The sequence below is a fragment of the Bacteroides sp. 14(A) genome, assembly GCF_000526555.1.
GTDB lineage: Bacteria > Bacteroidota > Bacteroidia > Bacteroidales > Bacteroidaceae > Bacteroides > Bacteroides cellulosilyticus.
The window spans coordinates 859,289-875,614 of the sequence record NZ_JAGH01000005.1; the positions used below are offsets into that span (position 1 = coordinate 859,289).

The window sequence follows — 16,326 nt, forward strand, 5'->3', positions numbered from 1 at the left end:
GCACCGCACTTGAGGACTGGGGACGTTTAACCCGCAATAAAATAAAGGCTACACGCCACTCCGTACACACAGGGGCAGGACCGCCAAAAGATATGGGTAGACCTAAGAAGTTGGCTTTAATTATGCAAGAAGAATATTAGTGCCATATATTAAACATAATCGTTATTATTAATTTGAAATGCTTGCGCTATTTATTTTAGCTTGGGCGTCCATAAATAACTAACAGCGGTGTATCGGAATGAAAAATCATCTTCCGAGCAATACCAGGATTAAATAAGCGAGAGAATATATTGCGTTTATAAGTAGTCAACGTAATTATATCAATATGATTAGTTTTTATGTAATTATCTAAGCTGTTCAGGAAATCATCATTCATCACAACATCATAATGAATTTCCAGGTCCGGATACTGTTTTTGAAAATATTCCTTAATACCACCTAATTTAATTTCATTCCAAGTGTCCTTAACATCTGACAGATGAATCAAAGATACAGAGAAATGAAATGGCTTTAAAGCAACAATCAAAGAATCAAATGCGATTAAATCCCGTTGATCAAAATTGGTGATAAATGCAATACGTTTAGCTTCTGCCAGCTGTTTAAACGGAGTATTCTCCGGAATGGCTAAAACTGGTACGCGGCTTCGCTCAATTACCTCAGCAGTTACACTACCAATTAAATCTATATCTTTCTGATTTTTACCACGAGTCCCCATAATCACAATACGTGGCCGATATTCCTTCGAATAACGAAGAATTTCCTCTTCTGGAATACCTTCACGCAATACACAACTATATTTTACATTCGGGAACTCTCCTGAAGCTACTTTTGCTTTTACCTTGTCAGATAAAGTATTTAAATCTGCATGAACTTTTTGTAATATGTTTTTTACATTTTCATCGTCTGTTAGCTGATAATTAAAAACGTCTCCATAAGGTAATGACGTGGTATAGATTGGTGTAAAATAAACATGAAGCAACACAACTTCCGCTCCCATATTCTGAGCGAAATTAAAACCAAACTCACATGCCTTCATTGAATAATTAGAAAAGTCTACAGGAATTAAGACCTTATTACTCTCCTTTTCTACTTTGGGTGACTTCCCTCCCACTACCTCTTCAGAAAGCCAAGCAGAGCTCTCAGTTATCTTCAATGCACGCGGTAGATCGCTTTCTTTTATACGTAAGCGCACACCTGAAGACACTACAGGTTGTATTTGATTTACATTATGAATATAGGTTTCAATGCCTTCATTTTCAAGCACATTCTTCAATATCTGAGCTTTTGCATAAGTCAGAATAGCTAAGGTTACTAACTTGTCTTCCATAATCAACTGTTTTTACTTTATAAACAAATAAGAAATCCCAATTGTTTGTCTATCAATTGGGATTCATTTATAACTTTCTTTTCTTAAGCTCGAACAGGCTCAGCACTGGCATTCATTTCATCTAGAATTTTTAGAGCTCTATCAAGGACGGTAGTATCATCCAACATAACCAAACCACCATCCGGACCAGGCTCTAAATGTATCCCAACACTCTTACCCTCTTTAAAATTGTGACCGCCAAAAAAATTTCTAACTGTATCGACGTTCAATCCGAGCTCATCGGCTATTCTATGCATACTACCAGTAGGTAATGAATCTTTAATTCTGCGAAGTTCATTAAATGTTATTGTTCTCATATTTATAAATTTAATGGTTAATAACTCTGTGAGTTTCACTTATCACGCTATAAACTTAAGGAAAAAAAAAGATAAAACAAACTATTTCGGTGTCTTTTTTACAAAAATAAAGAAACCTGTCAAAAGGAAATTTGTATTTTCCCTTTCAACAGGCTTCTTTCTATTATTAACTATCTTATTATGAAAGAATTATATCTGTCAGATAACTTCAACAGATGACGCAGGTACCCATCCTACTTTACCATCCTCTAAGCGGATTTCTTTCCATTCACGCATGGAGTTATCTTTAATTTCAACCTTCCGTCCCTCATGCAATATGAACAAACTGGTGCCACTTTCACTCGGAGTACTACGTACTGTTACACTCGGAGTTAGTACGATAGCATTGTTACGATTCAATAGCTCATTTTTTTGTTGAAAAGCAAAGACATTCGCTAATAAAACTAACACCAGAAATACTATCCCTGCAATAAATCCTATTTTCTTCCACACGATTTGCTTGGAAAAGAAGAAGAAATAAAGAGATGCAAGCAACAAAAAGAAACAAACGACGCCTACCTTTGCCCAAGCATCCACACTCAAACAATTAATCAATGATTTCGTCCAAGATACAAAGAAAACCTCGGGTACAGGGATCACTTTATCAATCGTTTTTGCACGAGCAATCTCTAAATTAGCCCGAATATCAGCATTGCCTGGCTGTATTAAAAGTGCACGCTCATAATTTAAAATGGCTTTTGCTATATCACCAGCCTTATAGTAGCTATTTCCTAAGTTATAGTATACCTCGGCCGCTTCTCCTTCTTTCAGCAGAGCTTCATATATCTGAATAGCAGAGGCATAATCATTCTTCACATATGCGCTATCTCCTTCTGCTTTTGTCACACTATTCTCTTGCGCAGCAGCCGAGAATTCAGTGTGTGAACCTATTGTTACCGAATCATTCGCTTGTTGTAATGTATCCGATACAGTCTGTCCAGAAGAGGTCAATGCCATTAATAGGCCAACAAAAGTAAAAAACAGTATTTTTTTCATCATATAACCTCCTAATTAATGTTTAATCGAATTCTCCATTTTACTTATTACTGCTAATGAAGCCGAATAGACTTTATCCATAGCCTGATTATCATCGCCAGGAGCAAAACGGGCAAACTCACAATCATTCAATGCAGCCAGGAATTCTTTAATCAAAGCATCCTCCACTCCATATTTACGAAGTTCCTCTTCAATATTATCTTTTGAAAGGCGAGAAACCGGAATATTCAATTTATCGCTTATATATCCCCAAAGAGCCTTCAAGACTTCGTCATAGAAAACATCTTTTTTATTCTCAGCCAACAACTTACCAGCTAACTTCATACGTTTAACAGCAACCTTATTTGCCTTTTTCGTACGCATTTTCGCAACATTAGCATTAGCAGCTATCTGCTTACGGTAAATGATAAAGAAAATGATAAATGCAACGCCAGGTACTAAATAGAGCAACCAATATAACATAGAGTCAAAGAAAAAGTCTCCCTTTTGAGAAAGCGTCACATCATTTTGCTTGATGAAGCGAATATCCTCATTCAAGACTTTCAAATCCTCTTTATTCGTAAAGTTAGCAATAGTTTGCGCTGCATTTCCTTCACCTTTCTCTACATGCAATTCATACTCTTCGGTAGTCAATATCTTATAAGTACGGGATTTGATATCAAAATAGCTGAATTTCACCGCTGGTATTTTAAATGTTCCGGCATTGCGTGGAATAGCCAGATATTCAATAACCTTACTACCCGAAAGCCCTGTACTTGTCAGCCTGAATTTATTATCAACTTTAGGGTCATATACCTCGAAGTCATCCGGGAATTTCACCTCAGGATCACCTATTAACTTCAAATTGCCTGTACCGGAAATGACAAGTTTAATAGTTACAGCATCGTTTGTCTTTACATTAGTACTATTAATGGAAGAAGAAATGCTAAACTCTCCCACTCCACCGGAAAAATCAGCAGGTTTATCGCCTGGTAAAGGTTTTACATCTACAGTTAGTTTCGGTGTCATCAATGTCTTTTTGACTTCAATGTAGTTGCTGCCACCATTAAAGAAAGCTTCAAATGGATCAGATACTTGAGTAGCTTTAGCAATAGAAGCATCAAAACGTGCCGGATCAATAGTCAAATTACCAGACTGCTGCGGAAACAGCACAAATTGCCGGTAAACGGTAGTTTGATAATTCCGTCCCTTATAATGTTCCAAGCTCCATTTTCTATCACCCGGAAGTTCTACTTCTTGTGAATGAAATCCCTTAAAATCAGGAAGTTTCACATTGTCAAAACCACGAAGGTCAACCAGAGTGTAAATTTTATAAGTCAGCAAGAATGCTTCTTGTTCATACACATTGGCCTTACTAATAGTAGGCAAAATAAAGAGATCCTGATTGGAAACAGAAGTTCCTGAAGAAGCACGACTGGTATTGCCCTGCTGGCTACTATTACCTCCGCCTGAAGAAGCTGCTCCGGCCTGATCTGCTGGCAGAACCTTGATTTGCACAGAATTAGAAACCATCTGATTACCATCGGCTGTAATTGTAGCTCCCGGAATTGTGAAACTACCCTCAGCAGTAGCCATCAGTATATAAGTGAAAGTAATACTGCTGGTTGAGGTCGATACCCCATTAACTATTTGCATACTACTTTGCTGAGAGCGACTGGGTCCCATCAGTACGTCAAATCCCTTAATAGAAGGAGCACGGAAATCCCTCACCTTCTGTGTAGTCACTGTATATGCCAGTCTGAACTGGTCACCCACCGCTACAGCATCAGGAGCTGACGCGGTAAATGACACCTTGTCATTAGCCAAAGCTTGCAGACTGACTACTACCAGTGCTATCCATAAGAAAATTAATTTTCTCATATATTATCGTATCTTTTATTATTTACCAATCCTTTTCCAAACGACCACCCTGGATAACTTGCTGTTTCTTCACCTTATCCTGTACATCTTTCTCATCCTGCATCACCGACTTCAAAAGCTGTTCAGCATTTTCCTTTGACATCTGATTTTCTTGTGGCTGAGGAGGTTGCTGCTGTTGATCCTGGTTCTGCTGATCTTGTTGATTTTGGTCTTGTTTGTCTTTATCTTGTTCTTTTTCCTGCTCCTTTTTGTCCTGATTCTGATCTTGGTTCTGGTCTTGATTCTGCTGATTCTGTTCCTGATCTTTCAGCATTTTCTGAGCCAAAGCCAAGTTATAACGCGTCTCGTTATCTTTCGGATTATTACGTAGTGACTCTTTGTATGCTTCCACAGCTTTGGCATAATCCTTACCGGAGTGGAATATTACTCCCATATTATGATAGATTTGAGCAAGATTACCCTTATCTTTCTCCATTTTAGTGGCAGCAACAAACTGCTCCATAGCCTCCTGCAACTTATTCTGTTGCATAAGCGTATTACCCAGATTATACATGGATATCGCTGACTTCGGATTCACATCAATAGCTTTCCGATAATTCACTTCAGCATTTACATACGTACTATCTTTATAAGCACGGTTTCCCTTACGAATATAGTCGCGTTCCGCTTTCTGTGCAGAAACTGAAATAGTCGTCAGTAGCAGCAAGATAATTCCGATAGTTCTATTTCTCATCATCATACCTTTCTTCCTTTTTAAACAGATGGATATTACGGAATAACGGGTTTTTACGTTCCAAAATCAGCATTTCAGCCAACAACAGTAACAATATAATCCATGCAACAGCCTGGAATTGTTCGTTGAACTCTGTATAAACCTGTGTTTCCACATCCGCTTTCGCCATTTTATTAATCTCCTGAGCAATCACCTTTTGTGCAGCATTTGAATTGTCTACACGCACATAAATCCCATCTCCTGCCTGAGCTATTTCCTGACACATCTGCTCATTCAAGCGGGTTACAACCACGTTTCCATCACGGTCACGGCGGAAGTCATTGGTTCCTTCTACGGGGATAGGTGCACCATCAGGCATACCCACACCCAGAACACTGACTTGAATACCTTTTTCTGCAGCAGCCTTGGCAGCTTCCACAGCTCCGCCTTCATGGTTTTCACCGTCAGTAATAACGATGACGGCACGCCCTACTCCTTCCTGGGGTGTAAAACTGCGGGTAGCCAGATTAATAGCTGCACCGATAGCCGTACCCTGCTTGGATATCAACGACGGATTAATAGATTCCAAAAACATCTTGGCAGAAATATAATCGCTTGTAATAGGCAACTGTGTAAAGGCATCACCGGCAAACACAATCATACCTACCTTATCATTCTCCATTTTGTCAACCAATTGTGCTACCAGTCTCTTGGCTTTCTCCAGACGACTGGGTTGTACATCTTGTGCCAACATAGAGTTAGAAATATCCAACGCAATCATTACCTCTACTCCCTGACGTTTCACAGTCTCCAACTTAGAGCCAAACTGCGGACGTGCCAGCAATACAGCAAACAGTCCGATTGCAGCAAACACCAGCCAAAACTTTACATCCGGACGATATTTAGATACATCCGGCATCAACTGTGCCATTAGCACCGGATCGCCAAACTTGCGGATCGCTTTCCGTCTCCGATAATTGGAGTACAGGTAGAAAGCCGCCAAGAAAGGCAACAGAAGCAACAGGTATAAATATGTAGGTTCTTCAAATCGAAACATCTTTCTATGTACAATTTAGTAATTTACAATTAATGCATTGTTTTAAGGTATCTTCTTCAAGATAGAATTACGAAGCAATACTTCAAGTAACACGCACAAGAATGCCGCCAAAGCAAACCAACGGTATTCTTCCTGGCGCTTGCTGTATTCCTTCACATTCAACTTGGTTTTCTCCAACTTATCGATCTCCTCATATACCTCTTTCAGCTTAGAATTACTGGTGGCACGGAAATAATTACCTTCTGTGGTAGCCGCAATTTGCGTCAGTGTCTTTTCATCAATCTCCACCGGCATATTGACATACTGCACAGTGTTACCCACCGGATAAGGATACGGAGCCATTCCGTTTGTACCTACACCAATTGTATAAACCCGGATACCAAAACTCTTAGCTATTTCTGCCGCAGTCAGCGGAGATATATCTCCTTTATTATTTGTACCATCCGTCAACAGAATGATTACTTTAGACTTCGCTTTACTGTCTTTCAAGCGGGTAACAGCATTAGCAATACCCATACCGACTGCTGTTCCGTCTTCAATAATACCACACTTAATGCCTTGAAACAGATTCAGAAGCACTGCGTGATCCACCGTCAACGGACATTGCGTAAAACTTTCACCGGCAAATAAAGTTATACCGATATTATCATTGGGCCGACCATTGATAAACTCCGCAGCCACATCTTTAGCAGCTTCCAGACGATTCGGTTTCAAATCCTCTGCCAGCATACTGGTAGATACGTCGATGGCCATCATAATATCTATACCTTCAATTTCACTGTTTTGCCAGCTATTAGTAGTTTGAGGACGCGCCAACACTACGATAATCAATGCCAAGGCAATAATCCGTAACATAAAAGGCACATGCAACAAATAGTTCTTATAACTCTTCGGCGTATGAGCATATACACGAGCATCCGAAATCTGAAGTGTAGCTTCATTATTCCTCCGCTTCATGATATACCATACTATATAAGGTATAAGCAACAGCAGCAAAAACAAATATTCAATATTGGCAAAAACCATTGTATTTACTATTTAACAATTTACTATTTAAGATTGGAGTTACCCTTAAATTTTGCTATCATGCAAAATAATTGTATAACTGCATTCCAATATAAACGAACGAACCAATCAAGGCAACCGACAATACTACGATGCCTATGCCCAGCAATATTTTAGTACGCAATGAGCGTTTCTCAATGATAGTAATTTCAGTGGGTTGCGGTTTTGCATTCTCCACTTCTTTCTCTTTGGTTTCATTGATAAATTCGATGGCATTGATCAGATTCGCATCATTTTCGTTCATCAACGGATTATGTTTAGCGAACTTCACCAAATCGGCAGTCTCAAAAAGAGAACGTAAATCTGCAATAGCTTCTTTATCTTGCATTTCAAGCAGCTTTTCTATAATCTCCGAAGAGGTCATTTCCAAAGCATTGAAACCAAAACGCTCTTTAATATACGTACGCAAAGTATCTGTCAATTCCGTGTAATACTCCTTAGGCTGTCCCTTTTGCCATACTTTTTCCCCTTTGATACGCTCTATTTCTTTCATCGCCATCTGATGCGGAGGTAACTTCGGTTCAACCTTTACCTTACGGATGATAGGTTTATTGTCACAGATACGCATGATCAGATAGATAAGTAATAATGCAATCGGAATAAGCAATATGCCACAGGTGATAATCCCATACCAATCTTCCCACACAAAAGGAGGTTGCATTACTGTCTTCGGACCAAAAAACTGTTCCGGATTCTCTGGATCCAATGGCACATTCATCGAATATACCTTCAGTGCCAATGCCTTCGAACGATATGCCTTATTATCCACCAATACTTCCATCGGTGGCAGATAATACAATGCCGAGTCAAATGATGTAACAGTATACTCCTGCGTAATCAGCATTCGTTTATCATCATTTATATACTGCGTATCCGGCTTTGCAACATCTATAATCTCCACACCGCTTACCAGTGTATCCGTATAAACAGGGAAAATAGCCCGTTTATCGGCATCCAAGGCTACCTGAAGTTTAATCTTCGCCTGGTCACCGATATAAATTTGCAGAGAGTCAATGGTAGCATCCACTGTTACCGACTGAGCCACTGCCTTGCCAGTCAACATCCCCAATAGGGTTATCAGAAATAGATATCTTTTCATTTTTCCGATTAATTTCGTTTCGCAAACAAATTCATCAATGCTTTGACATAGTCCTGATCGGTGCGTACCGACACATTATCAACATTGCTCTTAGTGAATGCTTCATTCAGTTCTACCTGTTTATTCACCCACCAGTCGTGATGCGCACGACGAACAGCACGTGAAGAGGTATCAATCCACTGTTCATGTCCGGTCTCAGCATCCTTTATCTTCATCAAACCGATAGCCGGCAGTTCCTCTACCCTGCGGTCATACACCTGGATAGCAACCATATCATGTTTCCGGTTGGCGATAGTCATTGCATTCTTAAAGTTCCCCTGATCGATGAAATCGGACAACAGGAACGCTGTACAACGACGCTTCATTACGTTTGTCAGATATTCCAGTCCGAGCCGGATGTCAGTCCTCCGACTCTCCGCTTTAAAGTCAATCAGTTCGCGAATAATATATAAGATATGCTTACGCCCTTTTTTAGGCGGAATGAATTTCTCTATCCGGTCAGAGAAAAAGATAACCCCGATTTTATCGTTGTTTTGTATAGCCGAAAAAGCCAACGTTGCAGCTATTTCCGTCACCATATCCTTTTTCATCTGCTTCACCGTACCGAATTCCAAACTACCGGAAACATCCACCAGCAACATAACGGTCAGCTCGCGCTCTTCTTCGAACACCTTCACATAAGGCTTATTGAAGCGAGCGGTCACGTTCCAGTCAATGTCGCGTATGTCATCGCCAAACTGATATTCGCGCACCTCGGAAAATGCCATACCCCTACCCTTGAAAGCCGAATGATACTGGCCGGCAAAGATATTGTTGGATAATCCGCGCGTCTTGATTTCAATCTGACGGACTTTTTTTAACAGTTCACTTGTTTCCATCTATATCGTTAAATAATTCCGTTAATAAATACCAGCAACGTTCTTTAAAAACGTTGGCAAGATTCTTTAAAAACGTTCACACCATTTATTAACAGGTCTCGGAAGACCTTTTAAAAAATGCTTACTTAATTAAGGTACTTCAACCTTATTCAGTATTTTGCTGATGATCTCGTCAGAAGTCAGGTTGCTGGCCTCTGCTTCATAAGTCAATCCGATACGATGACGCAATACGTCATGAGCCACGGCACGAACATCTTCAGGAATCACATAACCACGACGTTTGATGAAAGCATAAGTACGGGCAGCCAACGCCAGATTGATAGAGGCACGGGGAGAACCACCGAAACCAATCATATCTTTCAGTTCCTTCAGATCATATTTCTCCGGATAACGGGTAGCAAATACAATATCAACAATGTAGCGTTCAATCTTCTCATCCAGATATACCTGACGAACTACTTTACGTGCTTCAATAATCTCCTGAGCTTTCAGAATAGGCTTCACATTGAATTTATCGCCATTAATATTCTGGCGGATAATCATTTTTTCTTCTTCCATCTTCGGATAGTCGATAACCACTTTCAGCATGAAACGGTCCACCTGGGCTTCAGGCAGCGGATAAGTACCTTCCTGCTCAATAGGATTCTGTGTAGCAAGTACAAGGAAAGGTTCGGGCAACGGGAATGTTTCCGTACCAATAGTTACCTGACGTTCCTGCATCGCTTCCAGCAAAGCACTCTGTACCTTGGCCGGAGCACGGTTAATTTCATCTGCCAGAACGAAGTTGGCAAAAACAGGTCCTTTCTTTACTTGGAACGTTTCGTCTTTCTGACTGTAAACCATTGTACCGATAACGTCAGCAGGCAGCAAATCGGGAGTAAACTGTACACGACTGTATTGTGCATCGATCAATGAGGCAAGCGTCTTAATCGCCAATGTCTTTGCCAAACCGGGCACACCTTCTAATAATACGTGTCCATCAGACAGCAAACCGATTAACAATGACTCTACCAGATGTTTTTGTCCTACGATGATCTGGTCCATACCAGCAGTAAGGTTGGTAACAAAAGAACTTTGTCTTTCAATCCGCTCGTTCAGTTCGCGGATATCAATTGTTTCAGCCATAAATACTATTATTTTTATTGTTTAAATTCCATTGATTTCTCCAGTATGCTACTGGTAATTATTTTTTTCGCTCCCAAAAGTACAGGAATAAATTAACCATACCAACTAATTTTTATTAAAAAACAATTAGATTAAACTACTTTCATAGAGTTTAGTAGTTAACAATAGTTTCTGAAAAGAATTTCAAATTCGCAGACAGGAATAAATAGCAAATCACCCCTGCAAGTGAAGTATTATCAACTTGCAGGGGTGCAATATTTTCTTTTATTTCTTTTCGAGCTCCGGTATCTTGATTACAGTACCATACGGCACATGATCGGGATTCTTTATAACACCCGAATTATACTTCACAATATAGGGCCACAGGGCCTTAGTCCCGTAAAAGCGAAGTGCAACCTTTGTCAGAGTTTCTCCTTCCTGGATAGTATGAGTAGCTTTCGTACCTACAATCTTATAATTTACAGAGTCTGGCTCAAAAGGAGTTGCAGCAGCTTTCTTTGTCTCTTTTTTAGGAGCAGTAGCAGGAGTCTCCTGTTTTGCAACCGGCTTCGGCTCTTCAACAACTTTAGGAGTAACAACTTCTGCCACAGTATCTTTCTTCGCAACCACAGTTGTGGTATCTTTTCGAACAATACTATCCGTCAGAGCGACCGGAACGGCTGGTTTCTCTACTTTTTCATCAGCAACTTTCTCTGTTGGCGGTGGAGATATTCTGTCAAATAAATCCGGATAATACATAAAAGTAACAGCACCTACACATAATAATACAACAAGTATTACGATTCCAATGAAAAACTTCATCGTAGAACTATCTGCTCTATTCACAGGAGGTGATGGAGGTTCAGGAACTTCATAAGTAGGCACCAAATCTTCTTGATCCTTTTGTTCTGTCAGAGGTTCTTCTACGCACTCATTCACCGGAGTAATCACCTCTGCTACAGACTGTTTTACTTCTCCAGATAGAACGACAGGTGCCTCTACAAACTGTTCTGACTCTTCAATCTGAATGGCGGGTTCCGCCTGATCAACCTGAATTTCTTCATCCTGAACAAGTTGTTCTGTAGTTTCTATTACTTCTTCAACTACCTGAATATGTTCCTCAGCTACTACTACAGATTCTTCTTTAACAATTTCAGCAGTTTCCTCAATGATCTCAGTTGGTACTTCTACTACTTCCACAGGCTCCTCTACTGTTTCAGCTGATACTTCTATTGATTCTTCTACAGTCTCTATAGTTTCCTCTGAAACAACATCTGCCACTTCTGTATTAACGACAGACTTTTCTGATTCCACAAGCACCTCCTCTTTTTCCTCCTCTTCGGAATTATCCTCCACCTGTGTATCTTCTAACACGGTTTCATCATTCAATACCACAGTCTCAAAGTGAGAAAAAGGCTTGTTTATCAAGTCCTTCAAGGCAGGTTCCGGAGCAAATGAAACTTTTGTATGCCCCTGTATTTCAAATCGTTCCCCTGTATTTATATTTACGCTCTCACGACTCTCTACATCAATCAGTTTAAATGTGCCCAAGCCTCTAATCTTTACATACTTATCATTCTCCAGCGATTCTTCAATCAACTGAAAAAACTCTTTCACGAAGCTCTCGGCATCCGCCTTATCCATGCCATGTTTTTCTGCGAGCAATTCTATTAAATTCTGTATATTCAGCTTCTCATTCATATTTATGGAAGATTACTTGAGTAAAAGAAGATTACTTAAACTTATCTTTCAGAGCCGTGCTGGGTCTGTATGTTAATACTAATTTAGGTGGAACCAACATGCGTAATTTGGTTGTAGGATTGATAGTGATACGCTCCGCTTTCTTCTTTACCTCGAACGTACCGAAACTTTGTACAGAAATAGCATTTCCTTCTTGCAACTGTTGCGTCATATCCGACAGCAAAGATGCAATCAGTTCGGATGTGTCCTTTATGGTATATCCCAATCTTCGTGACAATTCTGAAGTAAATTCTTTATTATTCAAAATCCAGCTATTTTTATAAAGTTCGGTGCTATATTAGCAAAACTTCCGCACATACACAAATTCTTCAGGAAAATTATTTAAATAACTCGTCCAAAAAGATCGAAATCATCGGAATTTATAATCTCTACCTGGTAAAAGTTACCAATAAGCAATTTCTGTTTACCCTGTTCTATCAGAACTTCCGGATCTACTTCTGGGGAATCAAATTCCGTACGGCCAATATAATAATCTCCTTCCAAACGATCGATAATTACTTTAAGGCATTGACCGACCTTTGCTGCACTCTGTTCTGCCGAAATCCCTTGCTGAATTGACATCAACTCATCCAGGCGTGCTTGTTTCACTTCCTGAGGAATTTCATCCTCATAGTGTGCAGCAGCATAAGTACCTTCTTCTTCGGAATAAGTAAAAGCCCCCATTCTATCGAAACGAGCCTTACGAAGAAACTCTTTTAATTCCTCAAAATCAGCTTCCGTTTCTCCCGGATGTCCTACCATCAAAGTAGTGCGCAGATGAATACCCGGTACTTCTTTGCGGAATTGCTCTATCAGATGATAGGTTTCTTCCTGAGTCACATGTCGCCGCATCTTCTCCAGCATCGGATTACTGATATGCTGAAGGGCGATATCCATATACCTGCACACATTAGGACGCTCACGCATGACTCGGAATAAATCCATAGGAAAATGTGCCGGATAAGCATAATGCAGCCGAATCCACTCCACACCAGGGACTTCAGAAATACGTTCTATTAATTCGGGGAGCATTTGCTTCTTATATAAATCCACTCCATAATATGTCAATTCCTGAGCAATAACCTGAAACTCTTTCACTCCCTTACTTACCAAATAACGAACTTCATCCAAGATCTCTTCCATCGGACGTGAGACATGTTTTCCTGTAATAATAGGAATAGCACAATACGAACACTTCCGATCACAACCTTCTGATATTTTCAGATATGCGTAGTGCCTAGGAGTGGTAAGTGTACGTTCTATATGAAGCTCTTCGTGATATGCCTTACCAAGATCCTGCAACAACTCCACCCAGTTAAATTTACCATAAAATTTATCTACTTGTGGAATTTCGATAGCTAATTCTTTCAGATAACGCTCCGAAAGACATCCCATTACATATAATTTTTCTAAATCCCCTTCTTCCTTTGCCTGTGCAAATTCCAAAATCATATTGATGGACTCTTCCTTTGCATCACCGATGAAACCACAAGTATTGATCACTGCAATTTCTCCCTCAGGCTTTTCCGTATCATGAGTCACATGATATCCAGCTTCTTCTAATTGCCGCATCAAATGCTCCGAGTCCACTAGGTTTTTAGAACATCCTAACGTTATAATATCAATGGTTTTCCGCTTCATGCATTCTCTCCAAACAACGAATCAACAAATTCTTTCTTACGGAACACCTGCAGATCTTCCATACCTTCACCCAGACCAATGTATTTTACCGGTATTTTGAACTGATCGGAAATGCCAATAACAACTCCCCCTTTCGCAGTGCCATCTAATTTAGTAATAGCCATCGCAGTCACTTCCGTAGCCAATGTGAACTGTTTAGCCTGCTCAAATGCATTTTGCCCGGTGGAACCGTCCAAAACCAGCAAAACCTCATTAGGAGCATCAGGAACCACTTTCTTCATTACATTCTTAATCTTAGTCAACTCGTTCATCAAGCCTACTTTATTATGAAGACGTCCGGCAGTATCAATGATTACCACATCGGCATTATTAGCAACAGCAGAATTCAAAGTATCATAAGCCACAGAAGCTGGATCAGCGCCCATTTTCTGTTTGATTACAGGTACTCCTACCCGACTCCCCCAAATATCCAATTGTTCGACAGCTGCCGCACGGAAAGTATCCGCAGCACCCAGATAAACACTTTTACCAGCTTTTTTAAATTGATAAGCCAATTTACCAATAGTAGTCGTTTTACCGACTCCATTCACTCCCACTACCATAATAACGTAAGGTTTCTTCTCAATCGGAGCTTCAAAGTCATCCACATCATCTGAATTATTTTCCGTCAATAAGGCAGCGATTTCATCGCGCAAAATGGTGTTCAATTCTTGCGCATTCATATATTTCTCTGACGCAGCGCGTTTCTCTATACGTTGAATAATATTCAATGTCGTTTCCACACCTACATCCGATGTTATCAACACCTCTTCCAGATTATCAAGCACTTCATCATCCACTTTCGACTTTCCTGCCACAACACGGGCAATTTTTCCGAACACACTTTCCTTTGTCTTAGATAATCCTTTATCTAATGTTTCCTTTTTATCTTTTGAGAAAAAACTAAAAAATCCCATACTCTATCTATTAATACAATACATTATGCCACAAAGATATAACAAAGTAATGAAAGTACAGGGATAAAGTACAAAAAAAATCCCCTTATCGGAATACGATAAGAGGATTCTATATTCAAACGTCTTTCGACAGACTATCTTATTTCTTGAAAAAGTCTTGCACTTTTTCGTTCAATACCATCTGTTCATCAAAAGTGTAAGCACCAGTTTTGGGTGACTTAACCATCTTGATAACCTTTGTATAAGCACGACCTTCTTTAGAACCTTCGTGCAAACTTGCTACAGTTTTCTTTGCCATGGGTTATACCTTATTATTTAATTTCTTTATGTACTGTTACTCTCTTCAGGATCGGGTTGTATTTCTTCAATTCCAATCTTTCAGTTGTATTCTTTCTGTTTTTTGTAGTGATATAACGAGAAGTTCCCGGCATACCACTATCTTTGTGTTCTGTGCATTCCAGAATCACCTGTACTCTGTTACCTTTTGCTTTCTTTGCCATAATCAGTATTCTCCTCTACTTTTAGCCAATTACTTTAATGCTTTTCCAATCACAATAACCTTTTGCTACTGCATCGTTCAAAGCAGCGTCCAGTCCTTTCTTATTAATAATACGCAGACCGTTAGCACAAATGCTAAGGCTGATCCAGCAATCTTGCTCTACATAGTAGAACTTTTTGTTAAACAAGTTCAAATCAAAGGTTCTCTTAGTTCTTCTCTTTGAGTGTGAAACATTGTTGCCAATCATGGCTTTCTTTCCGGTAATTTGACAAATCTTCGACATTTCTATCTTATTTTTATAGTTTTTATCTATACTTATTTCAAACAGAGCGCAAAGTAAGTACTTTTATCGATACCAAACAAGTTTTTCATAAAATAATTCACCGTCTGATAGCATTTTTCTTCATTTTAAGCATGTACGGAGCATCTTTAAAGCATTCTGAATAGCATTTTGCACATTCCTGGTTCTTCCGTCATCCCCCTCTTGTTTGAAAGTTACAATTTCATTTTTATAGGCAGCCGCAATCCACACTGTTCCGACAGGTTTTTCGGATGTACCTCCTCCCGGACCGGCAATCCCGGATGTGGCAACAGCACAATCCGTTTTCAATGCTTTCATCGCACCTTTCACCATTTCAATCACTGTTTCCTGACTGACGGCTCCATACCTTTCCAATGTTTCAGCAGAAACATGAAGCAGAGATATCTTTACCTCATTGGAATAAGCCACAATTCCCCCATTGAAGTATTCCGAACTTCCCGGAACAGAAGTCACTAAAGCAGCAACACCTCCTCCTGTACAACTTTCTGCGGTGGAAAGGGATAAATTCTTCGATTTTAGTAATTCACCGACTTCTTCTTCCAGTTTCATATACCTTATTATATATAATTTATATTTTTGTTCTATTTTTCCTACTGATATTACCCGAACCGTGTCCGGACCGTATTTGCTCCGTATCTATAGCTTTGGAGCAGATACGGAGCAGGTACGGCCCAG

General features: G+C 39.7%; 18 protein-coding genes. All 18 read right to left on the reverse strand.

Features of this window, described 5'->3' with window-relative positions; all coding sequences use genetic code 11:
- Positions 1–196: 196 nt before the first annotated feature.
- The 18 genes from K429_RS0126470 to K429_RS0126555 all read right to left on the reverse strand — a co-directional run bounded on the left by K429_RS0126470 (position 197) and on the right by K429_RS0126555 (position 16,200).
- Positions 197–1,327 (reverse strand): universal stress protein, encoded by a 1,131-nt coding sequence (locus K429_RS0126470; protein WP_029328719.1) that lies wholly within the window; start codon positions 1,325–1,327, stop codon positions 197–199.
- An 83-nt stretch (positions 1,328–1,410) separates the two neighbouring features.
- Positions 1,411–1,683: a hypothetical protein gene (locus tag K429_RS0126475; protein WP_007218563.1), complete on the reverse strand. Its 273-nt coding sequence runs from the start codon at positions 1,681–1,683 to the stop codon at positions 1,411–1,413.
- A 198-nt stretch (positions 1,684–1,881) separates the two neighbouring features.
- Complete coding sequence (locus tag K429_RS0126480; protein ID WP_029328720.1) at positions 1,882–2,721, reverse strand: tetratricopeptide repeat protein; 840 nt, start codon at positions 2,719–2,721, stop codon at positions 1,882–1,884.
- Positions 2,722–2,733: 12 nt separating this feature from the next.
- Positions 2,734–4,578, reverse strand: a complete 1,845-nt coding sequence (locus K429_RS0126485; RefSeq protein WP_029328721.1) for a BatD family protein — start codon at positions 4,576–4,578, stop codon at positions 2,734–2,736.
- Between the two features lie 22 nt (positions 4,579–4,600).
- Positions 4,601–5,317 (reverse strand): tetratricopeptide repeat protein, encoded by a 717-nt coding sequence (locus K429_RS0126490; protein WP_029328722.1) that lies wholly within the window; start codon positions 5,315–5,317, stop codon positions 4,601–4,603.
- Positions 5,301–6,347 carry a VWA domain-containing protein gene (locus K429_RS0126495; protein WP_007214245.1) on the reverse strand — a complete coding sequence of 349 codons (1,047 nt, stop codon included), beginning with the start codon at positions 6,345–6,347 and terminating at the stop codon, positions 5,301–5,303. The genes K429_RS0126490 and K429_RS0126495 overlap by 17 nt, the downstream gene beginning before the upstream one ends.
- Before the next feature lie 42 nt (positions 6,348–6,389).
- Positions 6,390–7,373: a VWA domain-containing protein gene (locus K429_RS0126500; RefSeq protein ID WP_007214246.1), complete on the reverse strand. Its 984-nt coding sequence runs from the start codon at positions 7,371–7,373 to the stop codon at positions 6,390–6,392.
- A gap of 58 nt (positions 7,374–7,431) precedes the next feature.
- Positions 7,432–8,511 carry a membrane exported protein gene (locus K429_RS0126505; RefSeq protein ID WP_029328723.1) on the reverse strand — a complete coding sequence of 360 codons (1,080 nt, stop codon included), beginning with the start codon at positions 8,509–8,511 and terminating at the stop codon, positions 7,432–7,434.
- A gap of 8 nt (positions 8,512–8,519) precedes the next feature.
- Positions 8,520–9,389: a DUF58 domain-containing protein gene (locus K429_RS0126510; RefSeq protein WP_029328724.1), complete on the reverse strand. Its 870-nt coding sequence runs from the start codon at positions 9,387–9,389 to the stop codon at positions 8,520–8,522.
- 129 nt (positions 9,390–9,518) lie between these two features.
- A complete protein-coding gene (locus tag K429_RS0126515) occupies positions 9,519–10,514 on the reverse strand; it encodes a MoxR family ATPase (protein ID WP_007218568.1) in 996 nt (331 codons plus the stop codon).
- 264 nt (positions 10,515–10,778) lie between these two features.
- Positions 10,779–12,194, reverse strand: coding sequence for an HU family DNA-binding protein (locus K429_RS0126520; protein WP_029328725.1), 1,416 nt, complete (start codon positions 12,192–12,194; stop codon positions 10,779–10,781).
- Between the two features lie 31 nt (positions 12,195–12,225).
- A complete protein-coding gene (locus K429_RS0126525; RefSeq protein ID WP_007218570.1) occupies positions 12,226–12,498 on the reverse strand; it encodes an HU family DNA-binding protein in 273 nt (90 codons plus the stop codon).
- 77 nt (positions 12,499–12,575) lie between these two features.
- Positions 12,576–13,874 (reverse strand): 30S ribosomal protein S12 methylthiotransferase RimO, encoded by a 1,299-nt coding sequence (gene rimO / locus K429_RS0126530; RefSeq protein ID WP_029328726.1) that lies wholly within the window; start codon positions 13,872–13,874, stop codon positions 12,576–12,578.
- On the reverse strand, positions 13,871–14,830 hold the full coding sequence (ftsY, locus tag K429_RS0126535; protein ID WP_007214254.1) for a signal recognition particle-docking protein FtsY: 960 nt from the start codon (positions 14,828–14,830) through the stop codon (positions 13,871–13,873). Before ftsY ends, rimO begins: the two co-directional genes overlap by 4 nt.
- Positions 14,831–14,969: 139 nt before the next feature.
- Positions 14,970–15,128 (reverse strand): DUF4295 domain-containing protein, encoded by a 159-nt coding sequence (locus tag K429_RS30110; protein WP_007214255.1) that lies wholly within the window; start codon positions 15,126–15,128, stop codon positions 14,970–14,972.
- A gap of 13 nt (positions 15,129–15,141) precedes the next feature.
- Entirely contained in the window at positions 15,142–15,330 is a 189-nt protein-coding gene (gene rpmG, locus K429_RS0126545) for a 50S ribosomal protein L33 (RefSeq protein WP_002560155.1), read from the reverse strand.
- Positions 15,331–15,351: 21 nt separating this feature from the next.
- Positions 15,352–15,612 carry a 50S ribosomal protein L28 gene (gene rpmB, locus K429_RS0126550; protein ID WP_007214256.1) on the reverse strand — a complete coding sequence of 87 codons (261 nt, stop codon included), beginning with the start codon at positions 15,610–15,612 and terminating at the stop codon, positions 15,352–15,354.
- A 120-nt stretch (positions 15,613–15,732) separates the two neighbouring features.
- Positions 15,733–16,200, reverse strand: coding sequence for a CinA family protein (locus K429_RS0126555; protein WP_022210453.1), 468 nt, complete (start codon positions 16,198–16,200; stop codon positions 15,733–15,735).
- Positions 16,201–16,326 lie beyond the last annotated feature (126 nt).

Coding starts and splice junctions, on each gene's coding strand:
- K429_RS0126470 (WP_029328719.1), bottom strand. CDS start 1,327: ATGGAAGACAAGTTAGTAACCTTAGCTATTCTGACTTATGCAAAAGCT.
- K429_RS0126475 (WP_007218563.1), bottom strand. CDS start 1,683: ATGAGAACAATAACATTTAATGAACTTCGCAGAATTAAAGATTCATTA.
- K429_RS0126480 (WP_029328720.1), bottom strand. CDS start 2,721: ATGATGAAAAAAATACTGTTTTTTACTTTTGTTGGCCTATTAATGGCA.
- K429_RS0126485 (WP_029328721.1), bottom strand. CDS start 4,578: ATGAGAAAATTAATTTTCTTATGGATAGCACTGGTAGTAGTCAGTCTG.
- K429_RS0126490 (WP_029328722.1), bottom strand. CDS start 5,317: ATGATGATGAGAAATAGAACTATCGGAATTATCTTGCTGCTACTGACG.
- K429_RS0126495 (WP_007214245.1), bottom strand. CDS start 6,347: ATGTTTCGATTTGAAGAACCTACATATTTATACCTGTTGCTTCTGTTG.
- K429_RS0126500 (WP_007214246.1), bottom strand. CDS start 7,373: ATGGTTTTTGCCAATATTGAATATTTGTTTTTGCTGCTGTTGCTTATA.
- K429_RS0126505 (WP_029328723.1), bottom strand. CDS start 8,511: ATGAAAAGATATCTATTTCTGATAACCCTATTGGGGATGTTGACTGGC.
- K429_RS0126510 (WP_029328724.1), bottom strand. CDS start 9,389: ATGGAAACAAGTGAACTGTTAAAAAAAGTCCGTCAGATTGAAATCAAG.
- K429_RS0126515 (WP_007218568.1), bottom strand. CDS start 10,514: ATGGCTGAAACAATTGATATCCGCGAACTGAACGAGCGGATTGAAAGA.
- K429_RS0126520 (WP_029328725.1), bottom strand. CDS start 12,194: ATGAATGAGAAGCTGAATATACAGAATTTAATAGAATTGCTCGCAGAA.
- rimO (WP_029328726.1), bottom strand. CDS start 13,874: ATGAAGCGGAAAACCATTGATATTATAACGTTAGGATGTTCTAAAAAC.
- ftsY (WP_007214254.1), bottom strand. CDS start 14,830: ATGGGATTTTTTAGTTTTTTCTCAAAAGATAAAAAGGAAACATTAGAT.
- K429_RS30110 (WP_007214255.1), bottom strand. CDS start 15,128: ATGGCAAAGAAAACTGTAGCAAGTTTGCACGAAGGTTCTAAAGAAGGT.
- rpmG (WP_002560155.1), bottom strand. CDS start 15,330: ATGGCAAAGAAAGCAAAAGGTAACAGAGTACAGGTGATTCTGGAATGC.
- rpmB (WP_007214256.1), bottom strand. CDS start 15,612: ATGTCGAAGATTTGTCAAATTACCGGAAAGAAAGCCATGATTGGCAAC.
- K429_RS0126555 (WP_022210453.1), bottom strand. CDS start 16,200: ATGAAACTGGAAGAAGAAGTCGGTGAATTACTAAAATCGAAGAATTTA.